Below are 17,105 nucleotides of genomic sequence, written 5' to 3' on the forward strand. Positions count from 1 at the left end.
GCGCCCGCGCGGCAGCGGGTCTCAGGTCACGGTCACCACCGTCGCCGCGGTGACCGCGGCCATCGCCAGCTGCATGTCGCGGATCGCGCCGCGGATGCTCTCGGCCGCCCAGTGCCCCTCGGCGATCGCCGCCGTGCGTGCGGTGATCTCCTTGCGCGGGATCCCCGGGAAGGCCAGGCCGTGCAGGCCGGCCGCGTGGATCACCGCGACGAGGCTCGCGGTGCGCTCGTCCGGCTCCGCTCCCTTGGACACCGCGGAGGCGAGCCGCTCGCGCAGTTCGCGCTCGACCGCCCCGTCGGCCTCCGGATAGCGGCGTACCGGGAACACCCCGAGGGCCTTGCGCCGCTCCTCCACGACCACCCCGCGCCCGACCAGCCGCTCCACGACCGGGCCGACGGCCTTGGCCTGGTCCTTCGTCAGCCATTGGGACACCCGGCGCTTGGTCCGGCCGCGCATCCAGGCCCGTATCGACTCGACCCGGCCGTCGAGCAGTTCCTCCCCGGTGGGCGGCGCGTCCACCAGCTCCAGGTACTTGCCGGAGATCCGAATCCGCTCCGCGAGGGCCAGTTCGAGCAGGAGCGCGCCCGCCACGGCCCAGTTGACCGACTGCCGCTGCTTGACCGACCCGGACTCGTCGTCCAGCGACAGCAGCATGATTTCCTCAGCCAGTGTGATCCGCATCCCGGCACCCCCGCACCCATAGAACCCGTGGAACTCGTAGAACCCCTTTCACCACCAGACGTCCAGGTCCGCCGGGGAGTTCCCGTCCGCCCTACGGCCGCCCCGCCATCGCGCGCGGGGCGAAGTTCCCGTCCCCGAGGTCCTCCGCGAGCAGGCGCTTCGCGATCGCGTCCGCCGCGGCCCGCAGTTCCGCGCTGCGCGGTCGGCCCCGGTCCTTCTCCAGCTGGTCGCCGAGCCACTGGGCCCACGCGGCCGAGATGACGCCCGCCTCCCGCTCCCCCGCCGGGGTCTGCGTGTAGAAACCGTTCTGCCGCGTCATGTAGCCCTCGTCCACCATCCGTTCGAAGACCGGCAGCAGGACCTCCGGGGGCAGGTGCCGGCGCGAGGCGATGAGTCCGAGGCTCGCGTAGCCGACGGTGCGGGTCATCAGGTCCACCTGCATGACCGCCCACGCGCCCGCCATGTCCAGCCGGGTGTCGGAGGAGTTCACGATCCCGCGCGCCGTCTCCGGCCCCATGGTGCGCACCAGCTTGCCGACCGCCAGTTCCAGCAGCTTCGCCGAGTCCCCGGAGGCCGTGGCGGGCGAGCCGAAGCCGTCGCCCATGTCCGTGGAACCGGCCCGGGCGCTGTCGCGCAGCTTGACCTGCTTGAGGAACAGCGCGACGACGAACCCGACCACCGCCACCGGCACGGTCCACAGGAACACGGTGTGCAGGGTGTCCGCGTAGGCGTTGATGACCGGCCCGGCCGCCGCCGGATCCAGCCCGTGCACGCCCTGCGGGCTCTGCGCGGCGACGGCGAGTCGCTGCGGGTCCTGTCCGGTGGCGCGCGCGGCCTCCGCCACGCCCTTCGCCAGCGCGGGCTTCAGGGTGTTGGCGTAGATCGTGCCGAAGACGGCGGTCCCGAAGGCGCTGCCGAGCGTACGGAAGAAGGTGACGCCCGAGGTCGCGGTGCCGAGGTCGGCGTAGTCCACGGTGTTCTGCACGGCGATGGTCAGCACCTGCATGCACAGGCCGATGCCGGTGCCGAGGACGAACATGTAGAGGGATTCCAGCCAGGCGCCGGACTGCGGTCCCATCCGGGAGAGGAGGTAGAGGCCCAGGCCCATCACGGCGCAGCCGACGATCGGGAAGATCCGGTAGTGCCCGGTCTTGCTGGTGACGTTGCCGCTGAAGACCGACGCGATCAGCAGGCCGATGACGAGCGGCAGCGTCCGTACGCCCGAGACGGTGGCCGAGTCCCCGTCCACGTACTGCAGGTACGTCGGCAGGAAGGTCATCGCGCCGAGCATCGCGAAGCCGACGACGAAGCTGAGGACGGAGCAGACCGAGAAGACGGGGTTGCGGAACAGCCGCATCGGCAGCATCGGCTGTGCGGCGCGCATCTCCACCAGGCAGAACAGCGCCAGCGCCAGGACGCCGCCCGCGAAGAGCCCGACGATGAGCGGCGAGCTCCAGGCGTACTCGTTCCCGCCCAGGCTCGTGGCCAGGATCAGCGCGCTCGCGCCGATGGCGACCATCGCGATGCCCAGGTAGTCGATGACCGGCTTGCCGACGGCGCGTACGGAGGGGATCGTCTTCGCGGCCGCCACGACGACGAGGATCGCGATCGGCACGTTGACGTAGAACGCCCAGCGCCAGGTCAGGTGGTCGGTGAAGAGGCCGCCGAGCAGTGGCCCGATCACCGTGGCGACGCCGAAGACGGCGCCGATCGCGCCCTGGTACTTTCCGCGTTCGCGCAGCGGGACCACGTCGGCGATGAGGGCCATCGCGGTGACCATCAGCCCGCCGGCGCCGATGCCCTGGATGCCCCGCCACACGATGAGCAGGGTCATGTTGCTCGCGAGGCCGCACAGGAACGAGCCGGTGATGAAGACGATGGCGGAGACCTGGAAGACCAGTTTCCGGCCGAAGAGGTCGCCGAACTTGCCGACGAGCACGGTCGCGACCGTCTCGGTGAGCAGGTACGAGGTCACGACCCACGACATGTGGTCGCCGCCGCCGAGGTCCGCCACGATCGTGGGCAGCGCCGTGCCCACGATCGTCTGGTCCAGGGCCGCGAGCAGCACGCCGAGCATGATCGTGCCGAACACGATGTTGCGCGAGCGCCGGTCGAGGACGGGCGGCTGCGCGGCGGCTATGGCGGGGGCCGCGCCTTCGGCTGTGGCTGCACCTTCGGCTGTGGTCACACTCCGCACTCTCACAGCGCACCCGCCCGGCCGCATGCGGCGTTAGCCCATCCGCGCAGCCCGGCGGCCCGTCAGCGCAGGTAGCCCAGCCCCGGGTGCTCCGCCGCGTATCCGGTCACCAGCCGCCGGGCCACCCCGACCGAGTCGACCAGCGGATGCAGCGCGAAGGCCTTGACGGCGTCCGCCCGCGAGCCGCTCGCCGCCGCGGCGAGGACCTCCCGCTCGGCGGCCTTGACCGAGGTCACCAGACCCACCGCGTGCAGCGGCAGCGGGTCGACGGCGACCGGGTGGGCCCCGTTGGCGTCGACCAGGCAGGGCACCTCGATGACCGCCTCGGCGTCGAGCACCGACAGGGTCCCGCGGTTGCGGACGTTCAGGATGAGGGTGGCGCGCTCGTCCCGGGCGATGGCGCGCATCAGGGCGAGGGCCACCTTCTCGTACCCGCCCGACTCCAGGTCGCTCTCCTCGCGTTCGCCGACGCCCGCGACCTCGCGGTTCTCGGCCATGTACGTGGCTTCGCGCTCGGCCCTGGTCCGGTCCCAGGCGGCCAGCGCCGCCCCGGGACCCGTATCCGGCCGCCCGGCCTCGGCGTAGAACCCCCGTTGCTGGTCGCGCAGGAAGGCCCCGCGCGTCTGCTTGACCTCCTGGTAGGCCCGTACCGTGTCACGGTTGAAGTAGTAGTAGTGCAGGTACTCGTTCGGGATCGCCCCGAGCGAGCGCAGCCACTCGGCCCCGAACAGCCGACCTTCCTCGAAGGACTCCAGCGCCCGCGCGTCGGCCAGCAGCCGCGGGAGTTCGTCGCGTCCGCCGATCCGCAGTCCGCGCACCCAGCCCAGGTGGTTGAGGCCGACGTAGTCGATCCAGGCCTCTTCGGGCCGGGCGCCCAGCAGCCGGGCGATCCGCCGTCCGAGTCCGACCGGCGAGTCGCAGATGCCGATGACCCGGTCCCCGAGTTCCTCGGCCATGGCCTCCGTGACCACTCCGGCGGGGTTGGTGAAGTTGATCACCCATGCGTCGGGGGCGGTACGGGCCACCCTGCGCGCGATCTCGCGGGCCACCGGCACCGTCCGCAGGCCGTAGGCGATCCCGCCCGCGCCGACCGTCTCCTGGCCCAGTACGCCCTCGGCCAGGGCGATCCGCTCGTCGGCGGCGCGGCCTTCCAGCCCGCCGACACGAATGGCCGAAAACACGAAGTCGGCGCCGCGCAGGGCCTCGTCGAGATCGGTGGTGGCCGTGACGGCCGGGGCGTCCGCGATCCCCGAGGCCTGGTCCGCGAGGACCCGGGCCATGGCACGGAGCCGGCCGGAGTCCTCGTCGTACAGGGTCACGTGCGACACCCTGCCCTCGGCGTGATCGCCGAGCAGGGCTCCGTAGACGAGCGGTACCCGGAATCCGCCCCCGCCGAGGATCGTCAGCCGCACGCCCGTACCGCCTTCCGCAATGCTCCAGTGCCAAGGTGTCGTGGCACCAGTCTCCCCCGCCGGATCACTCCACCGGCGACGGCACGGCACGCAGCCGCGGCGGCTGGTGCTGCTGCGTGCCCGGACCGCTGGGCAGCGGGCCCGTCGGCAGTCCCTGCGGCGAGGAGAGGACCAGCGTCATCCGGGTCAGCCCCATGCCGTCGAGCATCGGGCCGGATTCCGCCACCATCCGGCAACGCACCAGGCCCCAGCCCGGGTCCGGGTGGCGCACGGTGCGCACGGCGCCGTCCTGTTCGGCGGCCTCGGCCCCGTGGGTCGTCAGCCAGTGCGGCACTCCGTACCGGTAGGCGGCCTCCATGAACGGGTCACGGGCCACCTCCTGACGGATGCTGCGCAGCCCCTCGTCGTCGGGGGCGGCGGCCAGGGACGTCGCGAACCGGGCCAGCAGCGGTACGCACCAGGCCGGTTCGTGGTCCTCCAGCACGGCCGCGGCGTCCGGGTGGAACAGCACGAAGCGCAGGAAGTTGTCGTCCGGCAGGGCGGTCGGATGCGGGCGCACCGACTGGAAGAGCCGGTCGAACGCCGAGTTGGTCAGGGCCACGTCCCAGCGGTGGTCCACGAGGAAACTCGGGTACGGCACGGCCTCCATGAGGGCCGCGTAGTCGCACAAGTAGTCGCGCTGCGCCGGATCGTCGGGCAGCCGGCTGTCTTCGGCCGCGCGCCAGGTGGGCGGCGGCTCGCGGTCGACCATGATCCGGAAGAGCCAGAAGCACTGCCGCTCGCTCATTTCCAGGGCCTCGGCCAGGGCGAGCAGCTTGCGGTCCGTCCACTCCTTGACCAGGCCGCGTTCCCAGTTCCCGTACGCCCGCACGCTGATGCGAAGCCGCGCCGCCAGGTCTTCCTGACTCAGCCCCAGTTCCTCCCGGCGCTGGCGCAAAATCTCCTTGCGTCGCTCCGACCGCACGGCGCCGCGTGCGGACTCCTCGCCCGCGAGGCGCTCCCCACCGATGTGGGCGAGGCCATCGGACGGGCCCACCGCTGCGAGATGTGCCACCGAGAGCTCCCCCCTCTTACTTACGGTCTGGATCTTCATTTCCGTGTGGCGATCCTGCTACCGACTTCATTCGAGTGTCAACTATTGTGGCAATTCCAGCCTTCGGGCAGCTCGTTCCCGCCACAGATGTGGCACGTTCTAGCCGTAGGGACCGGGACCGGATAGATTCCAGAGGCCGACCACGTGCCCGCACCCCGACCTCGCGCGATCTAGGAGAACCACTGGTGACAGACGGCTTCCCGGCTCCCGTCGCGGTGGCCAACACGCTCCTGGCAGCCACCGTCACGCGAGTCGCAGAACTCGCGGGCAAGCTGGGCCGCGACCTGAACCAGGTCTTCGACCTGCGCCGCCTCTCCGAGGCTTCGGGCGTACCCGCCGACGTGGTGCGGAGCCTGCTGGACGGCCGTCCCGCCGGCGAGCCCGATCTCCAGACCCGGTTCCTCCAGCGTCTCGACCTCCTGCGGCGCACCCGCGTGAAGCCCAACGGCCGCCGGTACACGCAGCAGGAGATCGCCGACGGCGCCGCCATGTCCCGCCAGCAGGCCGGGGCCCTGATCAACGGCGACCGGCGTCCGACCATGGAACACTGTGACGCGATCCAGCGCTTCTTCGGAGTGCACGCCGGATTCCTCACCGCCCATGACGCGGACGCGCTCACCGACGCCCTCCAGCGCACCGAGCAACAGCTGCTCCAGGACTTCGCGGGACGCGCCCGGGAAACCGCACCCGCTCCGGCCGCTTCGACGGGCGATCCGCTGGCAAGACTTCTCCAGAACCACGGCGTACGGGGCATCGCTTGGAGAGCCGCCCAACTGCCCAGCGACAAGCACCGGGACAAGGTGACCGAATGGCTGGACATGCTCCTCGAAAGCGTCAAACCGAACGAATCCTGACCCAGTCGAAAGTCTGGGTCTGATCCTTGAGTCCTGATCCGGATCCACGCCGACGGGGAGAACGGTGAGCATAGGCAGAGAGCAGCGGCGGTTGTGCGGGGAGCTGGTGGCAGGCATCAACCTGACCGCGCCCGTGGAGCCCGTGGACCTCTACGCCGCCCTCTGTGAGGGCATGAGCAAGCACCGCGGCCGCCGGGTGGAGTTCCGGATGGCCTCGTTCCCGCCGGGAACGGCAAGCGGCCTGTGGCTCGACATGGCGGACCGCGATCTGGTGGTCATCGAGGAACGCACCGCGCCCGACCACCAACTGGTGATCCTCGGGCACGAACTGTGGCACATGAAGGCCGGCCACTGCAGTCACCACGTCGACGGCGCCGCCGTCGCCGCCCGGCTGCTTTCGGACGGGGCCGACATCGGCGAGACCGTGCGCCGCGTCGCGGCGCGCACCCGCGCCGACGTGCAGGAGGAGACCGAGGCGGAAACCTTCGGCCTGCTGCTGGGCAGCCGGTGCAGGACCTGGCTCGCCGGATCGGCGAGCCACCGCGCACCGGCGCATCGAGATCAGCTGGCGGGCCGCATCGAGGCATCGCTCGGATACCGGGGGCACAGGAACGACCGTTGAACGGCAAGGACTACTACATACCGGCCGCGGCCCTGGCGATCGCACTCGCCTTCAAGCTGCCGGCGCTACGGCACAACTGGCGTGAACCGCTGCTGCGAACAGTGTGCGCCCTGCTCTTGCTGGCCGGTGCGATCTTCACCTTCGCCGCCCCGCCCACCATCGCGGCGGTCAACCGCTGGACCGGGATCACCAACTTCTCGGCCCCGCTCGTCTACTGCCTGATCAGCGCGTTCAGCGCGTCGTGTCTGGTCCTCATCGTCAACTGGCGCGGCGGCCCGCCCGAGCAGACCCGGCGCATCTCCCGCCGATGGATCCTGGGCTACGCCACCGTGATCGCGGTCCTGATGACGCTCTTCTTCCTCGGCGACGCACCGGTCGAGCGGCTGCGCGACTTCGACACCTACTACGCCAACTCCCCGTACTTGGGGCAGATGATCGGCCTCTACCTGCTCGCGCACAACATGGCCGCCTTCGTCATGGTCGCGATGTGCTGGCGCTGGTCCCTCCAGGTGCGCGGCTGGCTCCGGACCGGCCTGGTGATCATCGTCGTCGGCTACATCCTGAACCTCAGCTACGACGCCGCCAAGATGAGCGCCGTCATCGGGCGCTGGGTCGGCCTCGGCCCCCGGCTGGACGACCTGAGCACCTTCGTCGCCCCGCCGCTCGCCGCCGCCGGCGCTTCCATCAGCGCGATCGGCTTCGTGCTGCCACTCCTCTGCCAGCGCCTTTCGGACAGCTGGCAGAACTGGTCCACGTACCGCCGGCTCGGCCCGCTGTGGCACGAGGTCCGGATCGCCGCTCCCGAGAACCCGGTCGGGGTCCAGATGTCCTGGTGGTCCGCCGCCGACATCCGCGTCATCCAGCGAGAGTCGGACATCCACGACGGCTTCCTGCACCTCGGACCGTACTTCGACCAGGACCACCGGGACACGGTCCTGGCCCGGGCCTTCGCCTCCGGCGCCGACGAGGAGACCGCCCGGGCCGTCGCCGACGCCGCCATGGTCGCGGCCGCCGTGCGCGCCCGGGCGGCCGACCCCGAGGGCCGGGTCATCGGGGCCAGCGACGAGGGGGCGCCGCCCGCCGACGGCCCCCGCGACCTCGTGCGGATCTCCCACGCGCTGCGCAACTCCCGGGTGGTGGCCGAATGCCGCCGCCAGGCGTCCCTGTCGGGGGGCTGAACCGCGGCCCGGCCGGCCGGTGATCAGTGACCCGCGATCACCGCCCGGCGGCCAGGGGCAGCGTCGGGAACAGGTCCTGGAACGGCGCCGCCGAGTCGATGCCGTCCCGGCCGAAGGGCGCGTCGAAACTCCACACCATGAACAGCAGGAACACGATCAGCGCGCTGAACAGCCCCGCGAGCAGCAGTTCCCGGCCCGAACGCCGGATCTGCAGGGTGAAGATCAGCCCGACGGTGACCAGCCCGCCCGCGACCAGCCCCAGCCAGACCACCCCCGGCAGCGTGGACTCGTCGCTCTGCGTCCGCTCGTGGCGGGCGTCGTCGGCGGCCGCGATGTGGTCCAGCAACGGCTGGTAGGCCTGGGCCTGGAGCTCGTTGCCCGGGCTCTGGTGGGTGACGTCGGTGCGCAGCTTGCCGAGCAGTTCGCCGCCCTCCGGTGACACCGGGGCCCCGGCGGTCAGCCGCGGCCAGTCCACGCTGACGGTGTGGGACACGTACGCGTTGACCTCGCCGCGGATCCGGTCGCGCACGGCGGCCGGGTAGACGTCGGCCCGCTGGGTGACCTCGTACAGGGACTGGGCCTCGCGGCGCACGCTGTCCTCGGCGGCGCCGCGCGCCTCCCAGACGCCCGCGATGGCCAGGCCGAGGACGATCGCGTAGACCACGCCGACCATCATCACCATGTACTCGAGGACGTCGGGGGTTTCGCTGGTGTCCTCGTCGTCCGCGACCCGGCGGTGCCGGATCGCGGTGAAGGCGAGGACGAGGGCGCAGACGAGCGCCATGGCGATGGCCAGGACCAGCCATTCGGACACGAGGGTTCTCCGTAGGTCGAGACGAGCGGACTGAAGGTGGGGAGGGGGAGGGGCCGGGCCCTAGCCGCGGCTCCGGGAGCGGGGCCGCAGCGCGACGGCCGCGAGCACGGCCGGGGTGGTGACGACGACCATGAGCATCAGGGTGGACATGCCGTCCGGGCCGCGTCGGGCCAGCGCCGCCGAGTGGTACGGGCGCACGTGGAAGCGCCCCGTCGCCACCGCCACCGCTGCGACCGGCCGCGGAACCACCGCCGCGTCCGGAGCCGCCTGCGCCACCCCGGGGACCTCCGCCGCGGCCGCCCGCGGCTGCGCCGCCGGAGGCCTTGCCTGCGCCGTCGGCCCCGGGGCGGGCTCCGCCGCCGCGCCGGGCGGCGCGGGGGCGAGCGGACCCTGCCCCGGGTGGCGCACCGTCGGCCCGGCCGGGCCGGGCAGCGGGACCAGCGGCACCCGGGGCGTCGGCCGGGCGGCCGGACCCGGAGCCGGCCCCGTGGGCCGCGCCGCGGGCGGCCGGGGCTTCGCGCCGGCCGGTACGCACAGGTCGACGCGGGCGCCGCGCCCGTGGCCGTCCCCGGCCACCGCCACGTGACCGTGCAGCGGGCAGAGCGCGGCCACCAGGCCGGCCCCGGCGAAGTACTGCCAAGCGGTCACCGCACGTTCTCCCGATTCAGCGGCAGGGATGGGGACTACGCCTGAAGAAACGATCACGGGCGGGCTTCGACACGCGGCAGACAGGTCAAGATCAGCCCCCGGCAGCCCACTTCGCGCCATGTCGGGTCCGGCCGGGTCCGGACCCCGGCGGCCGGCGTTCACCCGCCCGGCCCACTCCATCGCGGCGCGGGCCGCTCCCCCCGCCGATGATCGGAGAACCCGATCCCGCGGCTCAGCGGGGTCGCCCCGGGGAGCACAGGGACGGTGGCAGGTGGACGCGGACGGCTCGCAGACCCTCGAAGCACAGGTCGACGCCCTGATGGACGGGCTCCGGGCCGACCTGGAACGGCTCGCGTCGATCCCGTCGGTCGCCTTCCCCGGATACCCTCCGGAGCCGGTCCTGGAGGCGCACGACCTGATCGTCTCCCTGCTGCGCGAGGCGGGCGTCCCCACCATCGAGCGGATCGACCTCCCCGACACCGCCCCGGTCGTCTACGGCGAGATCCCGCCCCCGCACCCGGACGCGCCGACCGTCCTGCTCTACGGGCACTACGACGTCCAGCCCGCCGGAAACCCGACCCTGTGGCTCTCCCCGCCCTTCGAACCGACGCCCGTGGCCGGGGTCCCCGGCGCCCTGCGGGCGCGCGGCATCGCCGACGACAAGTCGAACGTGATCGCGCACCTGGGCATGCTCCGGGTCTACGGCGGCCGCCCGCCCGTCGGGATCAAGCTGGTGATCGAGGGGCAGGAGGAGTACGGCAGCCCCTTCGACGACTACCCGCCCACCGATCCGGACCGGTTCGCCTGCGACGCGATGGTCATCGCCGACCTCGGCAACCTGCGGCCCGGCACCCCGACCCTGACCACCGGTCTGCGCGGGGCCTGCGAGGTGGTGGTGGAGGTGCGCACCCTCGCGGAGGCGCGGCACAGCGGGGAGTTCGGCGGAGCCGCCCCCGACGCCCTGCTGGTCCTGCTCCGGGCGCTGGCCTCCCTGCACGACGAGCACGGGGACGTGGCGGTGCCCGGGCTGCGCCGCGATCCTTGGGAGGGAACGACCTACACGGAGGAGGAGTTCCGCGAGCTGGCCTCCGTACGGGACGGGCTGCCGCTGATCGGCACCGGTTCGCTCGGCGAACGGCTGTGGAGCGGGCCCGCGATCACCGTCATCGGGCTGGACGCCCCGGACGTGGCGGGCGCCGCCTCCGCCGTGGTCCCGTACGCGCGGGCCAAGCTGAACCTGCGCTTCCACCCGCTCCAGGACGCGAAGGAGGCCCGCGCCGCGCTCGTGAAGCACCTGCGCGCGCAGCGCCCCTTCGGGATCCCGCTCACCGTCACGCCGGGCGACACGGGCCCCGGCTTCGAGGCGCGCACCGGCGGGCCGGCCTACCGGGCGGCCCTGACCGCGCTGAAGGAGGCCTGGGGCACGCAGGCCTCGTACGTGGCCACGGGTGGCTCGATCCCGCTGGTGAACGGCCTCGCGCGGGCCGCCCCGGACGCGGAGGTGCTGCTGTTCGGCGCGCAGGACAGCATGTGCAACCTGCACGCGCCGAACGAGCGGGTGCTGCTGTCCGAGGTGCGCAACACGGTGGTGGCGATGGCCGCCTTCGTCCGGGAGTACGCGGCGGACTTCGGCGCGCAGGCCCCGCCGTCCGCGGGAGGCGAGCAGTGACCACGACGCCCCCTCCCCCGGCCCCGCCCCAGATCCCGACCGTGCAGGCCCCGCCGGAGGAGCCGCCGCCCGCGAAGAAGTTCTCCTTCCCCAGCGCGCTGACCATCCTGGCCATCGTCACCGTCGCGATCTGGCTGCTGGCCTTCCTCATCCCGGCCGGCGAGTACGACCGCGACGACAGCGGTTCCCCCGTCTCCGGCACCTACCACCGGGTCGACGGCACGCAGAGCTTCACCGATCGCCTGAACGACCTGTTCCTCTCCCCCGTCAACGGGCTCTACGGACTCCAGGACCCCAAGACCGGCCAGGTCGGCCCCACCCTCAGTGGTGATCTGTACGGCAGCGCGGGCGTGTTCCTCTTCGTGCTCGCCATCGGCGCCTTCATCACCGTCGTCTTCGCCACCGGCGCCCTCGACCGCGGCATCGCCCGCCTCGCCCACCGGCTGCGCGACCGCGGCGCCCTGCTGATCGCCGCCGTGATGGTGGTCTTCTCGGTCCTGGGCACCGTGGAGGGCTTCGCCGAGGAGACCCTCGGGTTCTACGGACTGCTCGTGCCGATGATGCTGGCCCTCGGCTACGACCGGCTGGTCGCGGTCGGCGCGGCCATCCTCGGCGCGGGCATCGGCGTGCTCTGCTCGACGGTGAACCCGTTCGCGACCGGCGTGGCCTCCTCGGCGGCCGGCATCTCGCTCGGCGACGGGATCGGGCTGCGCTTCCTCATGTGGATCGTGCTGACCACCGTGACCGTCCTCTACGTGATCCGCTACGCGCGACGGGTCCAGAAGGACCCCTCCAAGTCGATCTGCGGGTTCCTGCCCGGGGACCGGGAGCAGAAGGCCACCGGCGACGAGGAGGCGGAGCCGGAGCTGACCCGGCTGCACAAGACCGTCCTGGTCCTCCTGGTCCTCGTCTTCGCCTTCATGATCTTCTCGGTGGTGCCCTGGTCGAGCGCGCTCACCGGCGACGCGGACGCGACCCCGTACGCCTGGGAACTGGACTGGTCCTTCGCCCAGTTGGCGGCCCTGTTCATCTGCGCGGCCGTACTCATCGGCCTGGTGGCCCGGATGGGCGAGGCCAAGCTCAGCTCCACGCTCATCCAGGGCGCCGCCGACTTCATCTCGCCCGCCCTGGTCATCATGCTGGCGCGCGGGGTCACGGTCATCATGAACAACTCGCAGATCACCGACACGGTGCTGCACTCCATCGAGGGCGTGGTGAAGGGGACTTCGTCGGGAATCTTCGCGATCATCGTCTTCCTCGTGAACCTCCCGCTCGCCTTCCTGATCCCCTCCACCTCCGGGCACGCCACGCTCACCATGCCCATCCTGGCCCCGCTCGCCGACTTCGCGGGCGTCTCCCGCGCGCTGATGGTGACGGCCTGGCAGTCGGCGAGCGGCTGGATGAACCTCTGGGTGCCCACCACCGCCGTCACCATCGGCGGCGTCGCGCTGGCCAAGGTCGGCTACGACAAGTACCTGCGCTTCGTCTGGCCGTTGCTCGGCATCCTCTTCGTGATGATCTGCGGGTTCCTGGCCCTGGGCGCCGCGATGTGACGCCGTCGGCGCCGGCGGACGGCGTACGGCCGTGAGGAACGCGCGCAGGGCGCGACCCCGTTGGGGTCGCGCCCTGCGCGTGGTGCTGCCGTGTATCGCTGCCCGGAAGGCCGGGCGGGCTAGGCCTCCGGGTTGCCGCCGAAGCGCTCGCGGTACGACTCCAGGTCCTCTTCGGTGATCCTCGGGAAGAGCACCGCCGGAACCGTGAACGGCGTGCCCGCCGGCACCGCGTCGAGGGACGCGGCCTGCTCCGGGGTGATCCACGTCGCCGTGTCGTCGGCCAGGTCGAACGAGGAGCGCATGGCGCGCGCCGAGGCCGGGATGAACGGCTCGGAGACCACCGAGTACAGGTGGATGAGGTTCATCGCCGTGCGCAGGGTGAGAGCCGCGCCGTCCAGGTCGGTCTTGACCTCGGTCCAGGGCGCCTTCTCGTCCAGGTACGCGTTCCCCGCGGACCACAGGGCGCGCAGCGCGGCCGCGGCCTTGCGGTACTGGAGCGCGTCCATGTGGACCTCGTACTCGGCCAGCAGCTCGGCGATCTGCGCGCCCAGCTTGGCCTCGACCTCGCCGGCGGGGCTGCCGGCGGGAACCTCGTCGCCGAACTTCTTGCGGGAGAAGGTCAGTACGCGGTTGACGAAGTTGCCCAGCGTGCCGCCGAGGTCCTTGTTCACCGTGGCGGCGAAGTGCTCCCACGTGAAGGAGGAGTCGTCGGACTCGGGCGCGTTGGCGATGAGGAAGTAGCGCCAGAAGTCGGCCGGGAGGATCTCCAGCGCCTGGTCCGTGAAGACGCCGCGCTTCTGCGAGGTGGAGAACTTGCCGCCGTAGTACGTCAGCCAGTTGAAGGCCTTGACGTAGTCGACCATCTTCCACGGCTCGCGGACGCCGAGCTCGGTGGCGGGGAACATCACCGTGTGGAACGGGACGTTGTCCTTGGCCATGAACTGGGTGTAGCGGACGTCCTCGGCCTCGAACCACCAGGACTTGTAGTCGCGGTTCGCCGGATCGGCGTCCGCCCACTCCTTGGTGGAGGCGATGTACTCGATCGGCGCGTCGAACCAGACGTAGAACACCTTGCCGTCCGCGGCCAGTTCGGGCCACGTGTCGGCCGGGACCGGGACGCCCCAGTCGAGGTCGCGCGTGATGGCGCGGTCGTGCAGGCCCTCGGTCAGCCACTTGCGGGCGATGGAGGACGCCAGCTGCGGCCACTCCTCCTCGTGCTCCGCGACCCAGGCCTCGACCTCGACCTGCAGCTTGGACTGGAGGAGGAAGAGGTGCTTGGTCTCGCGGACCTCGAGCTCGGTGGAACCGGAGATGGCCGAGCGGGGCTCGATCAGGTCCGTGGGGTCCAGGACGCGGGTGCAGTTCTCGCACTGGTCGCCGCGGGCCTTGTCGTAGCCGCAGTGCGGGCAGGTGCCCTCTACGTAGCGGTCCGGCAGGAAGCGGTCGTCGACCGGCGAGAAGACCTGCCGGATCGCGCGCTCCTCGATGAAGCCGTTCGCCTGGAGCCGGCGCGCGAAGTGCTGGGTGATCTCGCGGTTCTGCTCCGAGGAGCTGCGGCCGAAGTAGTCGAAGGACAGCTCGAAGCCGTCGTAGACCGCCTTCTGGGCGTCGTGAGCCTGCGCGCAGAACTCGGCGACCGAAAGGCCGGCCGCCTTGGCGGCGAGCTCGGCGGGGGTGCCGTGCTCGTCGGTGGCGCAGATGTAGAGGACGTCGTGGCCGCGCTGGCGGAGGTACCGGGAGTACACATCCGCCGGAAGCATCGACCCGACCATGTTGCCCAGGTGCTTGATCCCGTTGATATAGGGAAGCGCGCTGGTGATCAGGTGTCGAGCCATCCTCGGATGCTCCATTTCGTATATGCCGGTACGACGTGACGTGCGGTTCATCGTATCGAACCGCCGAAACGCCACGCGCCGCATTTCTTCGGGGTGGACTGGGGGTACAGCGCAAAACTGAGGGGTGCAAAAGCAAAAGCGAGGACTGTGACCACTCCGTCACGGCCCTCGCGCTGCGGCCATGGTACAGCGGGCCGGGCAGCCCCCGAACCGCCGTCCACCCCCGGTGGGACACCGTCCGCGGCGGCCGCGGACGGTGTCCCGGAGGGCGCCCGGGGCGACGCGGGGTCAGTCGCGGCCGCCCCGGGCGCCGTCGATCGCGGTGATCCGCGCGCCGCTCGCGAGCTTGCCCGTCAGGGTGGCCGCGGGACCCTGCGGACCGGCCACCGGGACGGCCAGGGTCCGGCCGGCCGCCTCCGCGCGGACGGAGCCGGCCGCCGTGATGCCCGCGACCTCGCGGCTGCCGGCCGCCAGCAGGTACCAGCGGCCGGCCGGCGACCTCCACCGGGTGCCCGCGAGCAGGTGCTGCCCGAACCGCCCGCACGCGGCGGTCCCGCGGGACCGTGCCACGTCCTGCGGAGCTCCGGCCGGCAGGCGCAGCTGCACCAGGACGTCACCCGGACCGGCCCAGCCGGAGGCACGGGTGCACGTCCAGACGGCCCGGCCCGCGCCGTCGGGGAGTTCGGAGCCGGCGAAGTCCCAGATGTTGACGGCCCGTACGCCGCCGGCGCGGTACTCCCGCAGCCGGCAGGCGACCGGCGCCCACGCCGCCCGGGCGGCAGGACCGGTGGCCTCGCGCGGCTGGCGCGCCGCCACCGCCGTCGGACCGTCGGGCAGCGGCGTGTAGGTCAGGTGTACGGGGGTCAGCGCGCCCAGGTCCGCGAGGACGAAGGCGTGCTTCTCCACGATCCGGGCGGAGGAGGTCAGTTCGAGCACGGGCCAGGCGGCGCAGGCTCCGCCGAAGCCGTCGTCGCCGGCCGTACGCGGGACCGCGGTCTCCTCGGTGACCCCGTCGGCGGAGACGGCCAGCGGCTTGGTCCCCTCCCCCGTCCGGAGCAGGTCGCGGGTGCCGGCCCGGGCGATCCACGGCGCGAGCAGGTACCGGGCCCGGCCCCCTTCCGCGCTCCCCCCGTTCCCGGGGGAACGGCTCAGGGCCAGCGCGGCGGCGGTGGTCACGTTCGCCTCGTCGGTACGGGCGAAGGCGAGCTCCCGCTCGCGCGGCCCCGCCGGGCCCTCAGCGGGCTCGCCGTATCGAACCACCCGGTCCCCGTCGAGCAGCAGTACGACGGCCCGCCCGGCGACGTCCCCCGCGTACAGGAGCTGCGGCGCGCGCAGCGGTGCGTCGGTGGCCGTCCCCGGCGCGGCCGTCACCGCCACCTCCGGGGGCCGGGTGGCCCAGGTCGCCAGGGCCCGGGCGAGCAGACCGCGGTCGGCGGTGCGGGCGCCGCGCGCGGGCCAGGCGGTGAAATCGACGCGGGCGGTGTCCGCCCAGGCCTCGGCGGGCACGCGGACCAGCCGGGCGGGTTCCAGTGCCGCGGCGACGGCCGGTCCGGCGAGCGGCGAGGCCTCGGGGCGGGGCGGCGACCCGTCGGCGGCGAGGGCCCCGGCGGCCAGGGCCAGGGCCACGGCGACCGCGGCGGTCCAGCCGGCCCGGGTACGGCGCCGCCGGCGCAGCAGGTCGGTGGGGCGGGCACTGACGACGGCGGCGTCGAACTCGGCGCCGCCCGGGCTTCGCAGGAGCGTTTCCCCAGCGGTGCCGCCCCCTGCTTCCCCACCGGCGCTCCCGCCGGCCCCGCGGAAGTCGGCCCCGCGGAAGCCGGCACCGCGGAGGCCGGCACCGGGAAAGCCGGCATCGCCCGTAGAACCCGCCGCACCCGCCGGCCGTGCCCACGCTCCGCTTCCCGGCGCCGGAGCACCGCCGCGCGCCGCCCCCGCGTCCTCCCACTCCCGCCAGGCGGCCAGCGCCTCCCGTACGGCGTCCGCCGGGTCGGCCACCCCGGCCTGCCCGAGCAGCCGGGCCACCGCCTCCTCGGGCAGGCCGTCCATGCCGTGCAGGACGAACGCGGCCCGGACCGGCCCGGGCGCCGCGCCCAGCACCCGGGCGGGCTCGTCGATCCCGCCCGCGGGGGGCCACAGCCGCAGCCCCCAGACGAAGGGCGGCACCGGCGGCCACCCGAGCCCGGCCGCGGCGAGGCGGGCCCGGCCGGTCGGAGCGAGGCTCGCGCGCAGGACCCGTACGCGGACCTCGGTCAGGGGGCCGCCCGGCCCGTCGGGCCCGGCCGGAGCCTGGGTACTGCCGCGTCCGCCGCGCGGGAGTGCTCGCTGGACCGCCTTGTGCGCGAGGAGTACCCGGGTATGGCGGCCCAGGGTGACCGGGAGCGTCACGTAGGCGAGCCGTACCAGTTGGGGGTAGTGCTCGACGAGGACGGCCTCGGCCTGCTCCACGGCGGTGGAGCCGAATCGCTGTGTTGTACCCACACTCCGACAAACGAGTGAATCTTGGGATGGTCACACGCCGTGCTCTCCGGCGGGGAACGAAACGGACGCAC

General features: G+C 72.7%; 13 protein-coding genes. 5 read left to right on the forward strand and 8 right to left on the reverse strand.

From position 1 onward, the window contains the following. Nucleotides 1-21: 21 nt before the first annotated feature. The 4 genes from ACFYYB_RS04370 to ACFYYB_RS04385 all read right to left on the reverse strand — a co-directional run bounded on the left by ACFYYB_RS04370 (nt 22) and on the right by ACFYYB_RS04385 (nt 5,344). Complete coding sequence (locus tag ACFYYB_RS04370) at nt 22-681, reverse strand: GPP34 family phosphoprotein (protein WP_389433132.1); 660 nt, start codon at nt 679-681, stop codon at nt 22-24. Nucleotides 682-772: 91 nt separating this feature from the next. Beyond that, nucleotides 773-2,905 (reverse strand): MDR family MFS transporter, encoded by a 2,133-nt coding sequence (locus tag ACFYYB_RS04375; protein WP_389433133.1) that lies wholly within the window; start codon nt 2,903-2,905, stop codon nt 773-775. Nucleotides 2,906-2,940: 35 nt separating this feature from the next. Continuing rightward, entirely contained in the window at nt 2,941-4,290 is a 1,350-nt protein-coding gene (locus tag ACFYYB_RS04380) for a 6-phospho-beta-glucosidase (RefSeq protein WP_389433134.1), read from the reverse strand. 64 nt (nt 4,291-4,354) lie between these two features. Then, nucleotides 4,355-5,344 (reverse strand): helix-turn-helix domain-containing protein, encoded by a 990-nt coding sequence (locus tag ACFYYB_RS04385; protein ID WP_389433135.1) that lies wholly within the window; start codon nt 5,342-5,344, stop codon nt 4,355-4,357. Nucleotides 5,345-5,568: 224 nt separating this feature from the next. On the opposite strand from ACFYYB_RS04385, the gene ACFYYB_RS04390 reads away from it, so the two are divergent. From ACFYYB_RS04390 to ACFYYB_RS04400, 3 genes are all read left to right on the forward strand, one after another. Further along, the gene (locus ACFYYB_RS04390; RefSeq protein ID WP_356514608.1) at nt 5,569-6,237 is read left to right on the forward strand and encodes a helix-turn-helix transcriptional regulator; all 669 of its coding nucleotides are present in this window, start codon (nt 5,569-5,571) and stop codon (nt 6,235-6,237) included. Between the two features lie 64 nt (nt 6,238-6,301). Next, complete coding sequence (locus ACFYYB_RS04395; RefSeq protein ID WP_389433136.1) at nt 6,302-6,859, forward strand: toxin-antitoxin system, toxin component; 558 nt, start codon at nt 6,302-6,304, stop codon at nt 6,857-6,859. Beyond that, nucleotides 6,856-8,037, forward strand: a complete 1,182-nt coding sequence (locus ACFYYB_RS04400; RefSeq protein ID WP_389433137.1) for an MAB_1171c family putative transporter — start codon at nt 6,856-6,858, stop codon at nt 8,035-8,037. Before ACFYYB_RS04395 ends, ACFYYB_RS04400 begins: the two co-directional genes overlap by 4 nt. 37 nt (nt 8,038-8,074) lie before the next feature. Here ACFYYB_RS04400 and ACFYYB_RS04405 read toward each other — a convergent pair whose 3' ends face one another. Together ACFYYB_RS04405 and ACFYYB_RS04410 are read right to left on the reverse strand one after the other, a co-directional pair. Beyond that, nucleotides 8,075-8,851, reverse strand: a complete 777-nt coding sequence (locus tag ACFYYB_RS04405) for a hypothetical protein (RefSeq protein WP_389433138.1) — start codon at nt 8,849-8,851, stop codon at nt 8,075-8,077. Nucleotides 8,852-8,911: 60 nt separating this feature from the next. Further along, entirely contained in the window at nt 8,912-9,499 is a 588-nt protein-coding gene (locus ACFYYB_RS04410) for a hypothetical protein (RefSeq protein WP_389433139.1), read from the reverse strand. A 271-nt stretch (nt 9,500-9,770) separates the two neighbouring features. Here ACFYYB_RS04410 and ACFYYB_RS04415 point away from each other — a divergent pair, with 271 nt between their 5' ends. Together ACFYYB_RS04415 and ACFYYB_RS04420 are read left to right on the forward strand one after the other, a co-directional pair. After that, nucleotides 9,771-11,168 (forward strand): M20/M25/M40 family metallo-hydrolase, encoded by a 1,398-nt coding sequence (locus ACFYYB_RS04415; RefSeq protein WP_389433140.1) that lies wholly within the window; start codon nt 9,771-9,773, stop codon nt 11,166-11,168. A 32-nt stretch (nt 11,169-11,200) separates the two neighbouring features. Beyond that, on the forward strand, nt 11,201-12,721 hold the full coding sequence (locus ACFYYB_RS04420) for a YfcC family protein (RefSeq protein WP_389433461.1): 1,521 nt from the start codon (nt 11,201-11,203) through the stop codon (nt 12,719-12,721). Between the two features lie 119 nt (nt 12,722-12,840). Here the strand turns inward: ACFYYB_RS04420 and metG are convergent, their stop codons facing one another. Continuing rightward, nucleotides 12,841-14,556, reverse strand: a complete 1,716-nt coding sequence (metG, locus tag ACFYYB_RS04425; protein WP_389433141.1) for a methionine--tRNA ligase — start codon at nt 14,554-14,556, stop codon at nt 12,841-12,843. Nucleotides 14,557-14,844: 288 nt separating this feature from the next. After that, a complete protein-coding gene (locus tag ACFYYB_RS04430; RefSeq protein WP_389433142.1) occupies nt 14,845-17,034 on the reverse strand; it encodes a hypothetical protein in 2,190 nt (729 codons plus the stop codon). Nucleotides 17,035-17,105: the final 71 nt, after the last annotated feature.

The sequence above is a fragment of the Streptomyces sp. NPDC002886 genome (assembly GCF_042888445.1).
GTDB lineage: Bacteria > Actinomycetota > Actinomycetes > Streptomycetales > Streptomycetaceae > Streptomyces.

Coding starts and splice junctions, on each gene's coding strand:
- ACFYYB_RS04370 (WP_389433132.1), bottom strand. CDS start 681: ATGCGGATCACACTGGCTGAGGAAATCATGCTGCTGTCGCTGGACGAC.
- ACFYYB_RS04375 (WP_389433133.1), bottom strand. CDS start 2,905: ATGCGGCCGGGCGGGTGCGCTGTGAGAGTGCGGAGTGTGACCACAGCC.
- metG (WP_389433141.1), bottom strand. CDS start 14,556: ATGGCTCGACACCTGATCACCAGCGCGCTTCCCTATATCAACGGGATC.